The following is an 18,871-nucleotide window of genomic DNA, read 5'->3' on the forward strand; positions in this document are numbered from 1 at the left end:
ATCCTCCTATAAAATATAATGACTTAGGTCTTTATTTTCTGTTATTTTTTCTAAACGCTCGGACACATAATTTGCAGTGATTTCAATCTCTCCCATGGGAGTATCAGCCGCTTCAAATAGTAATTCTTCCAAAACGGTTTCAATAATCGTATGTAAGCGGCGCGCCCCGATATTATCAGTCGTTTCATTCAATTCCACAGCATAATAAGCCATCTTTTCAATGGCATCATCGGTAAAATGGATTTGAACACCCTCGGTAGCTAACATGGCTTGGTATTGCTTAATCAGCGCATTTTTTGGTTGGACTAGGATTTTAACAAAATCATCGTGACTCAAATCGTCCAAGTTAACCCGAATCGGAAACCGGCCTTGTAATTCAGGAATTAGGTCGGAAGGTTTTGCTAAGTGAAAGGCACCTGAACCAACAAACAGAATGTGATCGGTAGAAATAATCCCATATTTAGTTTGAATTTGCGTTCCTTCAACGATAGGCAAAATATCACGTTGCACTCCTTGGCGAGATACTTCACCAGAATTTTGATTTTTAGTGGCAATTTTATCCATCTCATCAATAAAGATTATTCCAGAATCCTGCGCTAAGCTGAGGGCTTTTTGATGAATATTATCCATATTGACCAATTTTTCAGCTTCTTCTTCGGAAAGCAATTTGATTGCTTCCTTCACAGTAACCGTCCGTTCAATTTTCTTCTTGGGTTGTAAGGCGGATAGACTCTCTTGCATTTCCATCATTTGTTCCATTGCAGGATTTAAATTGGTCATTTGCAATTTTTTTTCTTGCATTTTAATGGTTACTTCATGATTATCGAGTTTACCTTCACGAATTTGAGCTCGAATTGCCCTTCTGGAAGAGGCAATTTCTTCAGTGACTACCTCATCATCCTCTGAATCCTCTTGGCCAACCGGTGCAAAATTTTTCATCATTTCCATAAAATCAAAATTACCATTTTGATTCGTTTTCTTCTCGACTTTCTTGCCAGGTCTTAGAGCTTTAGCAATTCGTTCAATTGCCAAATTCTCGGCTTGGTCTTGAACTTTTTCAAATTCTTGGTCTTTAATGATTCGAATGGCATTTTCTACCAAATCACGGACCATCGATTCCACATCCCGACCCACATAGCCAACTTCAGTATATTTAGTGGCTTCTACTTTGACAAAGGGTGCTTGAGCAATGGAGGCCAGCCGGCGAGCTATTTCAGTTTTACCAACTCCAGTTGGACCAATCATTAAAATATTTTTAGGCTTAACTTCCTGCCGCATTTCATCATCTAAGCGTAAGCGACGAAGGCGGTTACGTAAGGCGACTGCCACCGAGCGTTTAGCTTGATCTTGGCCAATAATATATTTGTCTAATTCACTGACGACATAACGTGGTGTTAATTGGTTCATAAAGCCCTCCTAAAACGATTCTACTAAAATATTATCATTGGTATATACATCAATCTGACTGGCAATTAACAGTGCTTCCCTAGCAATCTCTTCTGCTTTAAGATCGGGATTTCCTTGTCTTAGCATGGCCCGCGCCGCTGCTAAGGCATAGTTGCCACCTGATCCAATCGTCAAGACACCATCATCCGGTTCAATCACCTCACCGGTACCAGATACCATCAATAAATCTTTATTATCCATAACAATTAATAAAGCTTCTAACTTTTGTAAAGACCGGTCTGTCCGCCATTGTTTAGCTACTTCAATGGCTGCACGAACTAATTGCCCTTGGTGGCTTCTTAATTTTTCTTCAAACATTTCCGATAAGGTAATCGCATCAGCAACGCCACCTGCAAAACCTACAACGACCTTATCATCATAGATTCGTCTTAATTTCCGAGCGCCACCCTTCATAATGACAGTTTCACCCATAGTCACCTGACCGTCCCCAGCCATGGCTAATTGATTATCTTTTCTAACAGCACAGATTGTTGTCATTTATAAATCCTCCTTAGTTTGTCGATGTGCACGGGGATGAAGGTGCATATAATTCTCCCGTAGCTTATCTTTAGTAATATGTGTATAAATTTGAGTGGATGATAAGTCAGCGTGGCCTAACATTTCTTGGACACTCCGGAGGTCAGCCCCATTATTAAGTAAGTGAGTCGCAAAAGTATGTCTTAGTTTGTGGGGATGAATTGACAAGTTTAAGGCCCCTTCGGCGACAATCTCATTCAAAATTTGGCTGACCTGACGAGTAGTTAGTGTCTTTCCCTTATTAGATAAGAATACTTGCTTGGCTTGGCCTGTGACATCCAACTTAGGTCTGAGATATTTAATATAATCTTGCATAGTCTGGCTGGCAGAGTCACTCATGGGGACAATGCGTTCTTTGTTACCTTTACCGTGCACCCTGAGAACTTGAGCAAGGAAATCAACCTGACCTAGTTCTAACAAACGACATTCACTAACACGGAGTCCAGAAGCATAGAGTACTTCTAAAATAGCTTGATTACGCAAGGCTAAGGGATGTTCAGACTCAGCAGCTGCTTTTAATAAGGCTTGCATTTCATCTTCATAGAAAAAATCAGGTAAACGTTGTTTTTTCACTTGATAATTGACTAAATCCATCGGGTTCTGATCTAGTTTTGTTTCAACCTGCATAAACTTAAAAAACGATCTGAGGGTTGAAAGTTTACGAGCAATACTTGTCCGGCTTAACCGTTTTTCATTCAAAAAAGCAATAAACAGACGGATATCATAGTAAGAGATACTTTGGACCTGGTCATTACCTGAAGAAGCTAAGAAATGTGCAAATTCTTTCAAATCCCTTTGATAGGCTTGAGCAGTTAGGGGTGAATACCGTTTTTCATCTTGAATATATGTAATAAACCGACTGATTTCAGCTTGCATAGAAATTTCCTCCCCCATCACAAGATGCATTATACCATAAGCATACAAAAGTAGAAAAAAGGATGATTAATACATAAGTAACCCCCACTAATATAAAAATCTTAATTAGTGAGGGTGTTTGCTTTATTAATCGATTTATTTTTGTATTTCTTCTTCATAGTCACAATGACTACACTTAACCTGACTACCCTTGCGATTTGATTTTGTTACTAGATAATGGCCACACTTGGGACAAGACCGAGCTAAAGGCTGATCCCAAGAAACAAAATCACATTCAGGATATCGATTACAGCCGAAAAAGACACGATTTTTCTTAGATTTACGTTCAACTATTTCGCCTTGATGACATTTAGGACAGGTTACCCCAATCTTTTTAACAATCGCCTCTGTGTGACGACAATCGGGGAAATTTGAACAAGCATAGAATTTACCAAAACGTCCGATTTTAATTACCATCGGATTACCACATTCTGGACAATCAAATCCTGCTGGTTCATCTTTAATCTCAATTTCAGCCATTTCTTCTTCAGCCTTAGATAATTCAGTGTTAAATGGTTGATAGAACTGATCTAGAACTTCAATCCATTCCCGTTTGCCGGCTTCAATATCATCCAAATTTTGTTCCATTTGGGCCGTGAAATCTGAGTTGACAATATCAGGAAAGAATTCTTCCATGGTTGTATTAACAATTTCACCTAGTTCCGTCGGTTCAAAGCGTTTGGCATTCATTTTTACATAATAACGTTTCCGCAAAGTTTCAATCGTAGGAGCATAGGTTGATGGCCGTCCAATTCCCATTTCTTCTAAAGCCTTTACTAAGGAGGCTTCATTAAAACGAGCAGGTGGTTGCGTAAAATGCTGGCTTGGTTCAATCTTGCTTAATTTTACTTGGTCACCAACAACTAGGTCAGGTAAAAGATTATCTTTATCTTTTCCTGGATATAATTTAAGAAAACCATCGAATTTAATCGCAGAGCCATTTGCCCTAAAATCGACCCCATTTTGGCGAATGGTTACCCGGACAGTATCATAAACGGCATGGGCCATTTGACTCGCCATAAAGCGAGACCAAATTAATGAATAAAGACGGAATTGGTCTTTACTTAAACGTTCTTTAATCGAATCAGGGGTAATGCTAGGATCAGATGGACGAATGGCTTCATGAGCATCCTGAGCCCCTTGTTGGTTGGACCGTTTAACCCCTTTGCCTAAATAGTTTTGACCATAGTTCTGACTGATATAGGAGACAGCAGCTTGGCGAGCTGTATCAGATATCCGAGTTGAGTCGGTACGCATATAGGTAATTAAACCGACGGTTCCACTCTTTAAGGCAATCCCCTCATAGAGTTGTTGGGCAATCATCATAGTTTTACCAGTTCTAAAATTTAAACGGTTTGAGGCTTCTTGTTGTAAGGTTGAAGTGGTGAAAGCCGGATTAGGTCCCCGACGTCTTTCTTTCTTCTCTACCTCACTGACATCAAAAGTTGCTTTTTGATCTAACTTAGCCATAATGTCTTGGCTAGATGCTTCATCATTTAATTTAACTTTTTTACCTTCTAAACCATAAAATTCAGCATCAAAAGTCTTTTTATCTTTTTTGAAACTGGCTGGAATGGTCCAATATTCTTCAGGTTTGAAAATCCGAATTTCTTTCTCGCGGTCAATAATTAATTTTAAAGTAGTCGATTGAACTCGTCCTGCTGAAAGCCCTCTTTTAATTTTTTTCCAGAGTAAAGGAGAAATAGAATAACCTACAATTCTATCTAAGATACGGCGAGCTTGTTGGGCATCCACTAAATCATAATTAATCGTTCGCGGATGCTTAAAAGCTTCTTTAACCGAGTCTTTAGTCACTTCATTAAAGACAACTCTGTTTTTTTCAGCCAAGTCTAGGTTGAGTAAGTGACTTAAATGCCAAGCGATTGCCTCCCCTTCACGGTCCGGGTCAGCTGCTAAGTAGACATTTTCAGCACTTTTAGCAAGTTTCTTTAATTCTTTTACTGTGTCACCCCGGCCACGTATCGTGATATAATGAGGTTCAAACTTGTTTTCTAAATCTACGCCCATTTTGGACTTAGGTAAATCACGTAAGTGTCCTTTAGAAGCGACCACTTTATAATTACGGCCAAGATATTTATCAATCGTTTTGGCCTTGGTTGGTGATTCGACAATGACTAAGTTTTTATATGCCATGTGAATTCACACCCTTTCTTATTCTTGTTAGATAAATCGTACCAATCTTATTCGATAGATTGTATATTGTCAAATAATTTTTTCTTAAACAAGAGGAAATTTAGGATAAAAATAGGTTGAAATCCGGTCTAATTCTTGACTTAAATCCTGTAAATTTATGATCGGGATAGCCCCTATTTTAATTAATTCATTACAGCCTGCTGATTGCTGATCAGTCATTCGGCCAGGAAGAACTAATAATTCCCGGTTGGCTTGTAAAGCATAGTTTGCCGTAATTAAACTCCCAGATTTTAACGCGGCTTCAACCACTAAGGTTACGGGACTAATCCCCGCAACTAACCGGTTTCGCATAATAAAATGGTGTCGTTTTGCCTTCTGGTCAGGTAAATATTCTGATAATAACAAGTGCTTTTGACCAAGTTTAGTTTGGAATTCTTCATGATTTTTGGGATAGACCTGCTTAAATCCAGTAGCGATAATAGCAATGGTTGACATGGGTCCATAGACCATAGCATGGGCATGACAAATTTGGTCTACTCCTTGCGCCATACCAGAAACAATTTTCCAATTTTTATTTAATATTTTATTTATTAATAAAGGTAGGACGCATTTACCATAATTGGTAACCGACCGTGTTCCTACGATTGAGATTAATCTTTGTTTTAATAGATCACGATAACCTCTAAAAAACACCAAAAGTGGTGGTTGAGCTAATTGCTGCCAAGCATGAGGAAAATCTTCATCTAAAATAAAAAGACTCTGCTGGGATAATTGGTTTAAATGTTCGTAATTAAACTTAGTCCGAATAAAAGGATTAAGCGGTTTATGCCGGAAATTTAAACTAGCATAAATTTCTTGGGCCTCTAGTAGACTCAATTCTTTTTCAAGTAGGTTCAACTTGATTAATTGCTTAAAATAGGCTAATTCTTGATGGTAAGTCCAGCCAGCTTTGCGTAGACATAAAATTTGAAATTTACTATTTATAAACATATTCGTCACCTCTCTGTATATAAATACAGTAAAAGGTGACGAATCCTTTTAGGTATTATTTAATTTTTTGACCATCGATTTGACAGGTTCAAAGGAGCGACGGTGGATTGGGCTATAACCGAATTCATTTAGCCCAGCCAAATGATTTTGAGTCCCGTATCCCTTATTATGTTGGAAATCATAATAGGGAAACTCCAGAGCATATTGGTCCATAATTTGGTCACGGTAAACCTTGGCTATGATTGATGCAGCTGCAATTGATAAGGACTTCTGGTCCCCTTTTATTATAGACCTTTGCGGGATGGAGCTTTCAATTTGCATAGCATCTAACAGAAGATAATCAGGCTGTATAGCTAAATTTGCGACAGCTTTTACCATCATTTGGCGGGTAGCTTGATAGATATTTACTTGATCAATTAATTGAGCAGACCCAATTGCAATGCTATAAGCTAAAGCATTTTCCTTAATAATTTCCGCATAGCTTACTCTTTGTTGATGACTTAATTGTTTTGAATCATTGATTCCTATAAAAGCAGCACAATCTTGCGGTAAAATAACCGCGGCCGTAACCACTGGTCCTGCCAAGGGCCCACGCCCTACTTCATCTATCCCAGCAATATACTTAAACGATTGATTTTGCCATAAGTCATTTTCATAGACCAATTTTGCTTGGTGAGCTTCTATTTTAGCTTTTTCTCTTATAAATGCTTTTTCCTTAGCCTTAAGCGCCATTTGAACCCCCTTTCGAGGGTCCTTAGCTAGTATAAGTAATCGGTCATCGTCCGGACTAGATATTTGACTTAACAGGCTTTTTACTTGAGCAACTGTAAACTTACTTATATCAGTCATTCGCTTGATCTCCAAAAGTTTGTTCTGGAATCCGGTCAAGGGTTATACGGCCCACTTTACCCTTACGGAAATCATTTATTAATCGTTCAGACCCAGCATCATAATCATCCTTAAAGCCCCAATTTTGGCTAAGTGTTAATAATAAATCAACATTGGTTAGTTTAGCCAGGCTATCATTGGATAACTTAGTATAATTACAAAGTGAATCTAAATAATGCTCTCTTAATATAGCTAAAAGTGTCAAGGCCAAATCATCCATATGAAGCAATTGATCCTTAATTGCCCCCGTGAGTGCTAGATTGATTCCAACTTGTTCATCTTCAAACTTCGGCCAAAGAATTCCAGGTGTATCTAACAACTCAAAACTCTTGCCAATTTTCAACCAACGCTGAGCTTTAGTCACACCAGGTTTGTTGCCTGTGATTGCCTGATTTTTCCCAACAAAGCGATTAATTAAGGTTGATTTACCCACATTTGGGATTCCTAAGATCATCAGCCGAATAGGTCGAGGTTTAAGCCCTTTTTGAGCTAATTTTTCAAATTCAGGGGCCATTAATTCTTTAATCGCTTTCTCTAAGCCTTTAAGTCCTTTATTGTGCTGTGCATCAATACTCAATGCCTTAAACCCTTGTTCTAAATAAGCTTTCACCCAGGCTTGACTCAACTTCGGATCTGCTAAATCGGCTTTATTTAAGACAATTATTCTTTTTTTATCCTGAATCAAGTCTTGTAGAATTGGATTACGACTGGATTCAGGAATCCTCGCATCGACCAACTCGATGACTACATCAATTAACTTTAATTTTTCCGAAACTTCTCGTCTGGCCTTGGCCATATGACCAGGAAACCATTGAATCGTTGCCATGCTTCCACCTCTTTACTTATAAAACTGTGCCTATTATAGCACAGACTCGCACTGGGTTAAATATTCCCACATTATCCAAAGACTTCGGTTAGTTATAGAAACATTATTCAAGCAGACAATACTCATGCAATTTAATAATAAAAAACCAGCCTAACACGCCTTAATAATCCATAAATTACTAAGAAGAAAGTTAGACTGAGTGTCTAAATTAAAAGATAGAATAAGAAACTAGTTCTTTTCCTTTAATATCTTAATGGCTTGGTCTAATTGACCATCATGATTTTGTAAATACTCTTGAGCCGCTAAATTAATGGCGGCACTGGTATCCCCGGTGACGATTCCATCTTGGTCTAAATCATGGTCTTTTTGAAAAGCTTTAACTGCTTTCTCGGTATCTTGATCAAACTCATCTTTTTGATTAGCTGAGTAGCCCATCCCATTTAAAATCACATTTAAGTTAGCTACTGAATCAGAATGTTGTCCCAGACTTAATTGATCTTCACCATTCAAGAGAATGGAGGTCTGAATTGGATCAGCCTTAACTTCTTGACTCGGCTCAATTCCCTTTTCATGGATCCATTGACCTGATGGCGTTAGCCACTTGGCGATAGTTAATTTGAGTTCCCCATAATCGCCCTGCGGCATCACTGTCTGGACGGTCCCTTTACCGAAAGTTTTAGACCCTAAAATTTTGGCATCTGTATTTTCTTTAATGGCTGCCGTCAAAATTTCTGAAGCAGAAGCTGAACCGTCATTGACTAATAAGACATATGGTTCTTTAATTTTAAAATTGCCATACTCCTTATCATTGGCGACGTAAACGGTTGGATTTTCAGTATTGGCTTCTTGAACCTGCATAATCGTATCTTTATCTTTTAGAAACATATTAGAAATTGATAAAGCTTGATCCATTAGTCCACCTGGATTATTTCTTAGGTCAAACACAAATTGTTTTGCCCCTGCTTTTCGAAGTTCTTTTACTTTATCCTGTAATTCTTGAGCAGTTGTGGTATTAAATTGACTAATCTTTACAATTCCTACATTTTTATCGGATTTTGCGATGTCACCTTCAACCGTATAAATTGGAATATCATCCCGTTTTATATCCACTTCAAAGGTTTGCTGATCTCTTTGAATTTCCAAATGAACGGATGTTCCTTTTTTCCCTCGAATAATTTGAACGACTTCATTAGCAGTCATCCCACTTAAATCTTTATTATCAGCTTTTAAAATAATATCTTTCGGTAGTAGCCCTGCTTTTTCAGCGGGGGTATCAGCGATGGGTGTCATAACTACGACTTGGTTATTTTGTACTGTAATTTGTACCCCGATTCCTGAGAAAGAGCCAGAAAGATCTTCATTCATATCTTGGGTTTGATCTTGGTCAAGAAATTCAGAATAAGGATCACCCGTTGCTTCAACCATTCCCTTTAAAGCACCTTCAAGTAATTCTTTTTTATCCACATCATTAATATATGAGGTCTGTATTTGATTATAGATAGACTCAATTAGAGCTAGGTCTTCTTCGCTTAATTGATCTTCCTCAGCAACCGTATCTGAAAGTAAATCAGCTAGTCCCTGACTATGCCCTACCTCATACCCTATACCAGTTGTAATTGCAAGACCGGCAATGACGGCCAAGATAATTTCGATAAATTTTTTATTTGATCGCATATTCTCATCCCACATTCCCTATGCAAATTCTTTAGCAGTTTGTAAAGCAATTTCCATCATTTGAGTAAATGAAGTTTGTCGTTCTTGGGCCGTAGTTTCTTCACCCGTTAAGAGATGATCAGAAACTGTACAAATAGCTAAGGCACGTTTATGGTGTTTGGCAGCAACTGCATACATACCAGCCGCTTCCATTTCAACTCCTAATACTCCATATGCTGCTAATTTTTCCTTATCCATTTCTTGATTATAAAAACGGTCACTCGATAAGACATTTCCTACATGAATATTTTTTGCTGGAATCATGGTTAAGGCCTTATGATAAAGGGTATCTAAAAGTTTAAAGTCTGCAATCGCAGAATAATGAACTTGACCATCAAAAATATTTCTTAAGATATTCGAATCAGTCGTGGCTCCTTGGCCAATGATAATATCTCTCACTTTAACATCTTTTTGCATACCACCAATGGATCCAATCCGAATAATGGTTTCAACGCCATAAAATTGTATCAATTCTTCTGTATAAATCATGGCAGATGGAATCCCCATCCCAGTACCTTGGACCGAAATTTTTACTCCTTGGTAGGTTCCGGTATATCCAAACATGTTCCGCACGGTATTATATTGTTGAATATCTTCAAGATAGGTCTCCGCAATATATTTAGCTCTAAGCGGATCGCCTGGTAATAAAACAACTTTAGCAATTTGGCCTGCTTGGGCTTCAATATGTGTACTCATTTTTTTCTCCTTAATCTAAATAATCAAATTTATAACGTTGCCACATTTCATCAAAAACCGAAATTAATTTTGAATATTCTAGGCTATGTTCCATATAATTAGAAATTCTTTGAAAGTCCTGACTTTGTTTGGGAAAAGAGCTATCATCATGAATTGCATTCGCTAACCGACTAATTGGATCCTTTGCTTCTTCATTTACAAACCGCATCATAAATTCATAAAAACTGGGTATCATCTTAATCTCACTTTCCTTGTTTTATAATAGATTATACTAAAATGTGACGACTAGCAAATATAAAACAAATAATTATGATTAAACTTGAAGCTTGAACATTTGAGTATATAATAAAATTAAAAAGGAGGTTGTTTTATGAAACAAGAAAGCTTAAAACCTTTCATCATAGTTGAAGTCTTTAATGCCTTGACCCATGGTATTGCAACCCTGCTTAGTATCATAGGCTTAATTGCTTTATTACAAAAAGGAATCCATCTTTCATCACCCACTGCGATTGTTGCTTATTCAATTTATGGCGCTTCCCTGATTCTTCTATTTTTAAGTTCAACCCTCTATCATAGCTTTAAATTTAGCCGCCTCCGTCACCTTTTTCAAAAGTTTGACCACTCCGCCATCTATCTATTAATTGCAGGCACCTACACGCCTTATATTCTCTTAACCATGCGTGGTTGGCCAGCCTACACCTTTTTGGCCTTAATTTGGTTCCTAGCCCTTTCAGGAATAATCTATGAAGTGGCTGCCACAGATCGATTTCCACGACTTTCTACCTTCTTATATCTCCTTTTAGGATGGCTGGGAGTCCTCCTCATTTATCCATTAACCCAAAATTCTCACCTATCCGCAACAATTTGGTTAGGAATCGGCGGCTTAGTTTATTCTATTGGGACTATTTTTTACAGTATGAAAAGTAAACCTTGGATGCATGTTATTTGGCATCTATTTGTTATTGGCGGGGCCGCTTGCATGTATTCTTCAATTCTTTTCTATATCTAGCGATTGATTAAATAATCAGTAAACTTTCTAAAAAATCATTATTTCATAATTCCTTTAATATAATAAAAAGTGGGTCTAGGGCTTTATGCCCCACCCACTCTTTTTGATTTTATAAATACTTATTATTTAATTGACTGCGCAGCTATGATGGCTTCAATGATAGCAGAGCGTAGTCCCTTTGCTTCCAGATTTCGGACGCCTTTTATTGTATCCCCCGCTGGTGAGGTGACTTGATCTTTTAATTGGCCAGGATGGAGACCACTTTCTAAAACCATAGCACCAGCCCCGGCCAAAGCTTGGGCAGCAAAACGAATGGCTTGGTCTCGACCTAAACCAGCATAAACCCCTGCATCTGACATGGCTTCAATAATAATATATAAAAAAGCCGGACTACAACCCGCTAAGGCCGTAAATGAAGGAAATAAGTCTTCAGATAATGCTTCTACTAAGCCAGCATCTTTGAATAAGTCTTCGACCAAATCGCCATAACTTACATGCTCTGGGTGACAATAGGCAATCATGCCTTGACCGACCGCAACGGGAGTATTAGGCATTAACCGAATCCAAGTTTGGGGACTTATTTTAGCTAAATCGTTGAGACTCCAACCCGAAACCACAGATAGCCATAACTTATTAGGATAAGCAGCGATTAAGCTTTCATTTTCTTTGAAGAAATCAACCACTTGTTTGGGTTTAATTGCTAATATAATTAGATCTGCTCGTGAAAGTAAATCCTTGACTGAAACAGGCTCGGCTTGGAGTTCTTGACTTAAGTCATCCAATATATCTAAGTGACGACGGTTAAACAATAATTCATAATCAGGATGGCCGTGACGAATCACTCTCGCTAAAGCTTGGCCCATATTTCCAACCCCAATAATTCCAATTTTTTTAGTCATTTAACCCACCTTTCCTCTCTTCCTTGTCTAAACGAACCCAAACCTCTATCCGATGACGGTATGGATTTGTCGGTGATTTTTCATAAACTTCTATCTTAACCAACCGCCATAATTTGGGGTCTAAGTTTTTTACATGGGTATCACAGGTGAAGGTTGCTTCAATCACAGTCCGATAGATTACATCCACTTGATCCCAAAACAAGTCAAAAATTTGGGCACCTCCAATAATGTAAATATCTTCTGACTCCGCCAGTGCTAGTATCTCTGGAACGGTATGAAGAACCTGCAAGCCAGCGATATCTTGACCATAGTTTGCTTGTTGGGTCATAACGATAGTTTTGCGACCAGGCAAGAGTCTACAATCCATGGCCTCAAAGGTCTTCCGGCCCATTAACATGGTATGGCCCATCGTTGTGGCTTTGAAAAATTTTAAGTCATTTGGTAAGTGCCAAGGAAGGTTACCCTGAAAACCAATACCGCCTTGTAAATCTTGGGCATAAACAAAATAAATCATCTTGGTAATCACCCTTCTAAACGGTTTGACAAGTCATCGTAACGTTCATAATAATAGAGAAGATCTTCATTCAATTGGTCTAGTTGGGCTTGTAAGTCGACTAAAATACCGACATCGGTGGCATTTATCTGCATCTCAGCTTGCACTGATTCTATTTCTGCTTCAGTAGTCATTATTTTATCCTCTAATCCATCCCATTCTTGTTGCTCTTTGTATGATAAACGTTTCCTTTTACTTTTAGGGTTAGAAGGCACTACCACTGTTGAAGTCACTTTGTTATCTGAATCAGACTTAGCAATTTTGCTGACTTCTGCCTGTTTTTTCTCAGTTAAATATTCAGAATATTTACCAAAATAATAGGTAAAAATACCTTGACCTTGCACCTCTAGTAACTGATCCACAGTTTTGTCTAAGAAATATCGATCATGGGATACAATAATGACAACCCCTTGGAAACTTTCTAAATAATCTTCTAATACCTGCAGGGTTTCGATGTCTAAATCATTGGTCGGTTCATCCAATAGCAAAATATTGGGTTCTTGTATTAATAAGGATAATAAATAAAGACGACGTTTTTCACCACCCGATAAGTACTTAATTTGACTAGAATGCGTCACTGATGGGAAATTAAACCGTTCGAGCAGCTGGCTAACTGAAATGGTTGAGCCATCCTCCCGTTTAAATTGACTGGCAATCTCGGTCATATAATTAATAACCCTTTGGTCACCTGGTAAGTCTTGGTCTAATTGACGATAATAAGCCAAGCGCGTGGTTGAACCACGTTCATAACTTCCGGCCTGAACTGGACGCAATCCAGCCAGTGTATTCAAAATAGTGGATTTACCGATCCCATTTGGCCCCACAATGCCGACGCGATCTTCCTTAACAAAAAATTTAGTAAAATCTGTGAGGATTGGTAATTGGTCTAGCGCAATTGAAACATGGTCTAATTCCATAATTTTCTGACCAATACGTTGCTGGCCAAAATTGAAATCTAGGTTAGCTTGAGCTTGATTGCGTCCTGCAATATCTTCTTTCAGTGTTTCAAACCGATCAATGCGGGCTTGTTGCTTGGTCGTCCGCGCTTTGGCCCCTTTTCGCATCCAAGCTAGTTCTTGTTGGAAGAGACGGTCTTGTTTGGCTCGACTGCGTGCTTGGTCTTGGTCAGCTTTTAATTTCTGATCAAGATATGCTTGGTAGTTTCCTTGGTAGCTTGTTAGTTGACCAAATTTTAATTCGACAATTTTATTGACTGATCGCTCGAGGAAATACCGATCATGGGTAATTAAAAGTAAGGCTCCCTTGAAATTGGCTAAATAATTTTCTAACCATTGGATGGAAGCAACATCTAAATGGTTGGTTGGTTCATCCAATAAGAGCAGATCTGCCTGGGCGATTAAGACTTGGGCCAGACCAATTCGTTTTCGCTCGCCCCCTGAACAAGTTGCGAGTGTGCGTTTAAGGTCCGAAATTCCTAATTGGTCTAAAATTGTTTTGGCTTGGACTTCAATATCCCAAATATTTTCCATGGTCATCCGGTCAGAAAGCTTGGAAAAATGCGCTTGAATTTTCTCATCATTTGGGTTGGCCGCTAAATCATATTGAGCTTGTTCATAAGCCAATAAAGTCTGAATTGCTGGAGCTTTTGAATCATAAATCGTCTCTAAGATTGTTTTGTTGGGATCAAAATCAGGATTTTGTTCCAAATAGGCAATACTATATTGGTTAGGATGACTAATATGACCACTATCATAGGAATCTCTACCAGCGATAACCTTCATTAAGGAGGATTTCCCCGTTCCATTCGGTCCAATTAATCCAATCCTGTCACCAGTTCGAATAGCAAAATCCACTTGGTCAATTAAGGTTTTCGTTCCATAAGTTTTTGAGAGTTTCTCAATCTTTAGTTCTTTCATAAATACTCCTTCAACATTAAGTCAACCGCCAATCAATGGGATCTTTACCATCTGCCACTAAATAATTATTTATCTGACTAAAAGGCTTAGACCCTATGAAACCACGATAAGCAGATAAAGGACTGGGATGAGCCGACTTAATGATATGGTGATGTTTTTTTAAATATTTCTGATAATTTTGTGCTTGGCGTCCCCAGAGAACAAAGACTAAAGGTTCCGCTTTTTCACCTAAGAGCTGAATGATTGCTTGGGTAAATTCTAACCAGCCAACATCTTTCATGGAGTTAGCTTGCCCTTCTTTCACCGTCAGGGATGTGTTAAGTAGTAAGACCCCTTGCTGGGCCCAAGCACTTAAATCCCCATGTTTGACGACAGGTATGCCTAAATCTTGCTGTAGTTCTTGATAAATATTACGTAAGGATGGTGGTAAGGCTTTACCGCGATTGACAGAAAATGCTAACCCATTCGCTTGATTAGGGCCATGATAGGGGTCTTGACCTAGAATCACTACTTTGACTTGATCAAAATCACAGGCATTCAAAGCTGCATAGATTTGATCTTGATTAGGATAAATCTGATTGGTTTGGTAGGCCTGAATCACTCGTGCCTCTAAAGCTGTGTAAAAAGGACTATCCAAGATGGATGCTAAGGCTACTTGCCAAGAAGGATTAAGCTTTAGTTTCATCGGCCGCCCACTCCCAATCATTAAATTGCCCTTTATAAAGACTCGCATAAACCTTATCCAAGGCCATTAATTCTTGGTGACTTCCGTCTTCAACAATTCCCTCTTTGGTAACCACTAGAATACGATCTGCATTCCGAATGGTTGCTAAGCGATGGGCAATAATCAAAGTAGTCCGCCCCACGGCTAAATCATCTAGGGATTGTTGAATGTACTGCTCTGTAGCGGTATCCAAAGCCGAAGTGGCTTCATCTAAGATTAATATACTAGGATTCTTCAAGAAAATTCGGGCAATAGATAAACGTTGTTTTTGGCCACCAGATAGCGATGTGCCCCTTTCACCAATTTGGGTATCAATCCCTTGGGGCAAATTAGCTACAACCTCATCTAATTTAGCGGCTTTAATGGCGGCTAAGACCTCAGCTTCACTCGCATCAAGGCGTCCATAAAGGACATTTTCTCGAATGGTCCCATCAAACAAGAAGACATCTTGTTGCACAATCCCAATCTGTTGCCGTAAGGAAGTTAAAGTTAAATCGCGAATATCATATCCATCGACTTGGATTCTACCCTTGTTGACTTCATAAAAACGAGGTAGCAAATTAACCAAGGTTGATTTACCTGCACCTGAAGGTCCAACAAAAGCAATGGTTTGACCTGCTTTAATATCTAAATTAATATTATCCAAGACTTGACGCCCATTCTGATAGGCAAAACCCACTCCTTCATATTGGATATTACCTGTGAGCTTAGGTGCAGCAATGGCTCCAGGCCGGTCTTCAATATCTGGCGACTGACTCATTTCTTCTTGGAACCGCTTGAAGCCGGCAATTCCTTTAGGATACACCTCAAGCATGGTGTTGATCCGTTCAATTGGTCGAATAAAGGTATTAGATATTAAAATATAGCCGACCAATTGCCCCACACTTAACTCACCTCTTAAGGTATAGTAGGACCCCGCCACTAAGGCAAATAAATTAATGAGGCGCATAATCATAAAATTAAAAGAAGAAGATAAGGCCATGGCCTGATAGAAAGCAATCTTGTGTTTTTTATACCCTTGAATTAAGCCTTCAAAGACAGTCTGCTCGTGATCTTCATTGGCAAAGGCTTTAACTACCTTCATGCCGGAGATAGCATTTTGCATCCCCGCATTAAAATGTCCTAGATTTCGATTGATTCCTTCATTCACTTTAACCATTTTACGAGAGAAGAAAATAAGCGCGATTAGTAAAACTGGTACTAAAAGAACTGTAATCACTGCTAGTTTAACATGAACTTGGAGCATTAAGAAAAAGGCCCCCACCAGGGTCATCACTGTAATAAAAATATCTTCGGGTCCATGGTGAGCCATTTCAGAAATCTCAAATAAATCAGATGTCACCCGACTCATTAATTCTCCCGTTTTTACTCGGTCAAAATATGCAAAGGATTGTTCTTGATAATGAGCAAATAATTGACGTCGCATATCGGTTTCAATATTAATTCCTAAACGATGTCCTAGGGCCACCACGATATAATTTAATGACATAGAAAAAAGATATAAAGCTAAGAGGAGGACCGCAAACATTAAGACCATCTTTAGGTTGTGGTTAGGTAAAATTTGATCAATCACATAGTTAACCGCTACAGGAAAGAACAAGTCAAATAAAGCCGATAAAACAGCACAGGAGAAGTCAATAATAAATAAGCGTTTATAGGGTTTATAATAAGAAAAAAAATCTTTTAACATGGTGTCATCCCTTCTAATCTTCCTTATTTTATCATAAGCTATAAGTAAAACACAGAAGACTAGTTTGATAGACTACTAATCCTCACGACATAGGTCCGCATAATATGCAGCTGCTTTGACAGCCTTCTGCCAACCTTGATACAATTTTTGCCCCTGAATTTGATCCATATGGGGTTGAAAGACTTGTCCTTGTCCTAGAAGAGCTTTTAATTGGTCTAAACTTTGCCAATAATTGGTGGCAAGGCCCGCCAAATACGCAGCTCCTAGTGCAGTCGTTTCAACCTCTTGGGCTTGGACTAATTCTTTTCCTAAAATGTCCGCTTGAAATTGAAGGAGATAATGGTTACTTGCCGCACCCCCATCCACCCGGACTTGATTAATTTCCATTTTGGCATCGGCTTCCATGGTATCAACCACATCTTTTACTTGATAAGCAATAGCTTGCAGGGTGGCTTTAGCTAAATCGGCCTTATTGGTTCCCCGACTAAGACCTAAAATCATGCCTCTCACATCAGGATTCCAATATGGGGCGCCCAATCCAGTGAAGGCGGGTACCATATAAATTGGGGTTTCCTGGTCGGATGCATCCATAGCTAGCGCTTCGCTTTCAGATGCTTTTGAAAATAAGTTTAAGCCATCCCTTAACCATTGTATGGCAGAACCAGCCACAAAAATAGACCCTTCCAAAGCATAAGTCACTTGGTCACCTAATACGTAAGCTACGGTTGAAAGCAATTGATGATCAGATAGACGGATTTCTTGGCCAGTATTCATGATTATGAAGGCTCCCGTTCCATATGTCGATTTCACCATTCCCTTTTCAAAGGCTAACTGCCCAAACAAAGCCGCTTGTTGATCACCAATCATAGCTGCAATCGGAACCTGATGGTCATGGAAATGATAGGATTGGGCATGGGCATAAATTTCTGAGTTAGATTTTAATTGAGGTAGAATTTTTTTTGGAATATTTAATAAGTGTAAAATTTCGTCATCCCAGTCTAGGGTCTTTAAATTTAACAACATGGTTCTCGAAGCATTGGTATAATCGGTCATATGCACCTGACCATTGGATAACTTCCATAAAAGCCAGGTATCAATCGTCCCAAAGAGTAAGTCTCCTGCTTCAGCTCGCGCTTGGGCACCTGGAACATGATCTAATATCCAGCGGATTTTAGTCGCTGAAAAATATGCATCAGGGATCAATCCTGTCCGTTCCTGAATAAATGAGCCATACCCTTTGTCTAGTAAATCATCCGAGATTGCTGAAGTTTGACGCGATTGCCAAACAATCGCATTATAAATGGGCTGTCCTGTCTTTTGGTCCCAAATAAGACTTGTTTCCCTTTGATTAGTGATGCCAATTGCATGGATTTGTTGTGGATCTAATTGACCATTAATTAAGGCACCTGACATGACTTTTTGCACATTGTTCCATATTTCTTGTGGATCATGTTCCACCCAACCAGCTTGCGGATAATATTGCTTAAATTCTGCTTGGTCACTGGCAATAATCTGACCTACTTGGTTGACAATAATGGCGCGTGAAGAAGTAGTACCTTGGTCAATGGCCATAATATATTTTTCATACATATATATCTAACCGCCTTTAATTTATACTTGTTTGAACTAAGACTCATTATCTAAAAGTTAATGTTTTTTAGCCTCATGGCTCTCTAAGTTTAAGCATAAAATAAAAAATCTGATAACAATGCTCCCCTAGCTATACTTTAGTTAATTAAACTAGAGTTTAACAAGGTCTTGGCATATTATCAGAAATTTTAATTAAAACACAAACGTGGTTTATTTTTTATTTTTACGAGAAGAAATAATTAAGAAAATTCCAGCTAAAACCACTAAGACACCAATAATCCAATAAATTAAATTAGAGCCTTCACCAGTCATTGGTAATAATCCTTGACTATACAAAAATTCCATAGGGCACCTCTTTCTTTTT

The 18,871-nt window shown here is 38.6% G+C and carries 18 protein-coding genes; 1 reads left to right on the top strand and 17 read right to left on the bottom strand.

Annotated elements, in window-relative coordinates; all coding sequences use genetic code 11:
* Positions 1-6: 6 nt before the first annotated feature.
* The 10 genes from hslU to HMPREF9257_RS03865 form a co-directional block, all read right to left on the bottom strand.
* Complete coding sequence (hslU, locus tag HMPREF9257_RS03820; protein ID WP_006418287.1) at positions 7-1,407, bottom strand: ATP-dependent protease ATPase subunit HslU; 1,401 nt, start codon at positions 1,405-1,407, stop codon at positions 7-9.
* Between the two features lie 9 nt (positions 1,408-1,416).
* Positions 1,417-1,944, bottom strand: coding sequence for an HslVU peptidase proteolytic subunit (gene hslV / locus HMPREF9257_RS03825; protein ID WP_006418217.1), 528 nt, complete (start codon positions 1,942-1,944; stop codon positions 1,417-1,419).
* Entirely contained in the window at positions 1,945-2,859 is a 915-nt protein-coding gene (gene xerC / locus HMPREF9257_RS03830; RefSeq protein ID WP_006418138.1) for a tyrosine recombinase XerC, read from the bottom strand.
* A gap of 135 nt (positions 2,860-2,994) precedes the next feature.
* The gene (gene topA, locus HMPREF9257_RS03835; RefSeq protein WP_006418410.1) at positions 2,995-5,052 is read right to left on the bottom strand and encodes a type I DNA topoisomerase; all 2,058 of its coding nucleotides are present in this window, start codon (positions 5,050-5,052) and stop codon (positions 2,995-2,997) included.
* An 84-nt stretch (positions 5,053-5,136) separates the two neighbouring features.
* A complete protein-coding gene (gene dprA, locus HMPREF9257_RS03840) occupies positions 5,137-6,042 on the bottom strand; it encodes a DNA-processing protein DprA (protein WP_006418317.1) in 906 nt (301 codons plus the stop codon).
* Between the two features lie 48 nt (positions 6,043-6,090).
* Positions 6,091-6,891: a ribonuclease HII gene (locus HMPREF9257_RS03845; RefSeq protein WP_040466681.1), complete on the bottom strand. Its 801-nt coding sequence runs from the start codon at positions 6,889-6,891 to the stop codon at positions 6,091-6,093.
* Positions 6,884-7,756 carry a ribosome biogenesis GTPase YlqF gene (ylqF, locus tag HMPREF9257_RS03850; RefSeq protein WP_006418490.1) on the bottom strand — a complete coding sequence of 291 codons (873 nt, stop codon included), beginning with the start codon at positions 7,754-7,756 and terminating at the stop codon, positions 6,884-6,886. Before ylqF ends, HMPREF9257_RS03845 begins: the two co-directional genes overlap by 8 nt.
* A gap of 228 nt (positions 7,757-7,984) precedes the next feature.
* A complete protein-coding gene (locus HMPREF9257_RS03855; protein ID WP_040466682.1) occupies positions 7,985-9,430 on the bottom strand; it encodes a S41 family peptidase in 1,446 nt (481 codons plus the stop codon).
* 18 nt (positions 9,431-9,448) lie between these two features.
* Entirely contained in the window at positions 9,449-10,165 is a 717-nt protein-coding gene (deoD, locus tag HMPREF9257_RS03860; protein WP_006418378.1) for a purine-nucleoside phosphorylase, read from the bottom strand.
* Positions 10,166-10,175: 10 nt separating this feature from the next.
* Positions 10,176-10,400, bottom strand: a complete 225-nt coding sequence (locus HMPREF9257_RS03865; protein ID WP_006418247.1) for a YozE family protein — start codon at positions 10,398-10,400, stop codon at positions 10,176-10,178.
* 135 nt (positions 10,401-10,535) lie between these two features.
* On the opposite strand from HMPREF9257_RS03865, the gene trhA reads away from it, so the two are divergent.
* Positions 10,536-11,174 (top strand): PAQR family membrane homeostasis protein TrhA, encoded by a 639-nt coding sequence (gene trhA / locus HMPREF9257_RS03870; protein WP_006418497.1) that lies wholly within the window; start codon positions 10,536-10,538, stop codon positions 11,172-11,174.
* 122 nt (positions 11,175-11,296) lie between these two features.
* On the opposite strand, the gene proC is transcribed toward trhA, so the two are convergent.
* From proC to HMPREF9257_RS08950, 7 genes are all read right to left on the bottom strand, one after another.
* Positions 11,297-12,073 (bottom strand): pyrroline-5-carboxylate reductase, encoded by a 777-nt coding sequence (gene proC, locus HMPREF9257_RS03875; RefSeq protein WP_006418401.1) that lies wholly within the window; start codon positions 12,071-12,073, stop codon positions 11,297-11,299.
* Positions 12,066-12,587, bottom strand: a complete 522-nt coding sequence (locus tag HMPREF9257_RS03880) for a dihydrofolate reductase (RefSeq protein WP_006418366.1) — start codon at positions 12,585-12,587, stop codon at positions 12,066-12,068. Before HMPREF9257_RS03880 ends, proC begins: the two co-directional genes overlap by 8 nt.
* Positions 12,588-12,595: 8 nt before the next feature.
* Complete coding sequence (locus tag HMPREF9257_RS03885) at positions 12,596-14,503, bottom strand: ABC-F family ATP-binding cassette domain-containing protein (protein WP_006418155.1); 1,908 nt, start codon at positions 14,501-14,503, stop codon at positions 12,596-12,598.
* Positions 14,504-14,519: 16 nt separating this feature from the next.
* Complete coding sequence (locus tag HMPREF9257_RS03890; RefSeq protein ID WP_006418480.1) at positions 14,520-15,188, bottom strand: uracil-DNA glycosylase; 669 nt, start codon at positions 15,186-15,188, stop codon at positions 14,520-14,522.
* The gene (locus HMPREF9257_RS03895) at positions 15,172-16,917 is read right to left on the bottom strand and encodes an ABC transporter ATP-binding protein (protein WP_006418560.1); all 1,746 of its coding nucleotides are present in this window, start codon (positions 16,915-16,917) and stop codon (positions 15,172-15,174) included. Before HMPREF9257_RS03895 ends, HMPREF9257_RS03890 begins: the two co-directional genes overlap by 17 nt.
* Before the next feature lie 75 nt (positions 16,918-16,992).
* A complete protein-coding gene (gene glpK / locus HMPREF9257_RS03900; RefSeq protein ID WP_006418228.1) occupies positions 16,993-18,507 on the bottom strand; it encodes a glycerol kinase GlpK in 1,515 nt (504 codons plus the stop codon).
* Between the two features lie 210 nt (positions 18,508-18,717).
* Positions 18,718-18,852, bottom strand: a complete 135-nt coding sequence (locus tag HMPREF9257_RS08950; protein WP_006418309.1) for an LPXTG cell wall anchor domain-containing protein — start codon at positions 18,850-18,852, stop codon at positions 18,718-18,720.
* Between the last annotated feature and the right edge of the window lie 19 nt (positions 18,853-18,871).

Origin of the sequence: Eremococcus coleocola ACS-139-V-Col8, from assembly GCF_000183205.1 — a bacterium.
In the GTDB taxonomy this organism is placed as follows: Bacteria; Bacillota; Bacilli; order Lactobacillales; family Aerococcaceae; genus Eremococcus; species Eremococcus coleocola.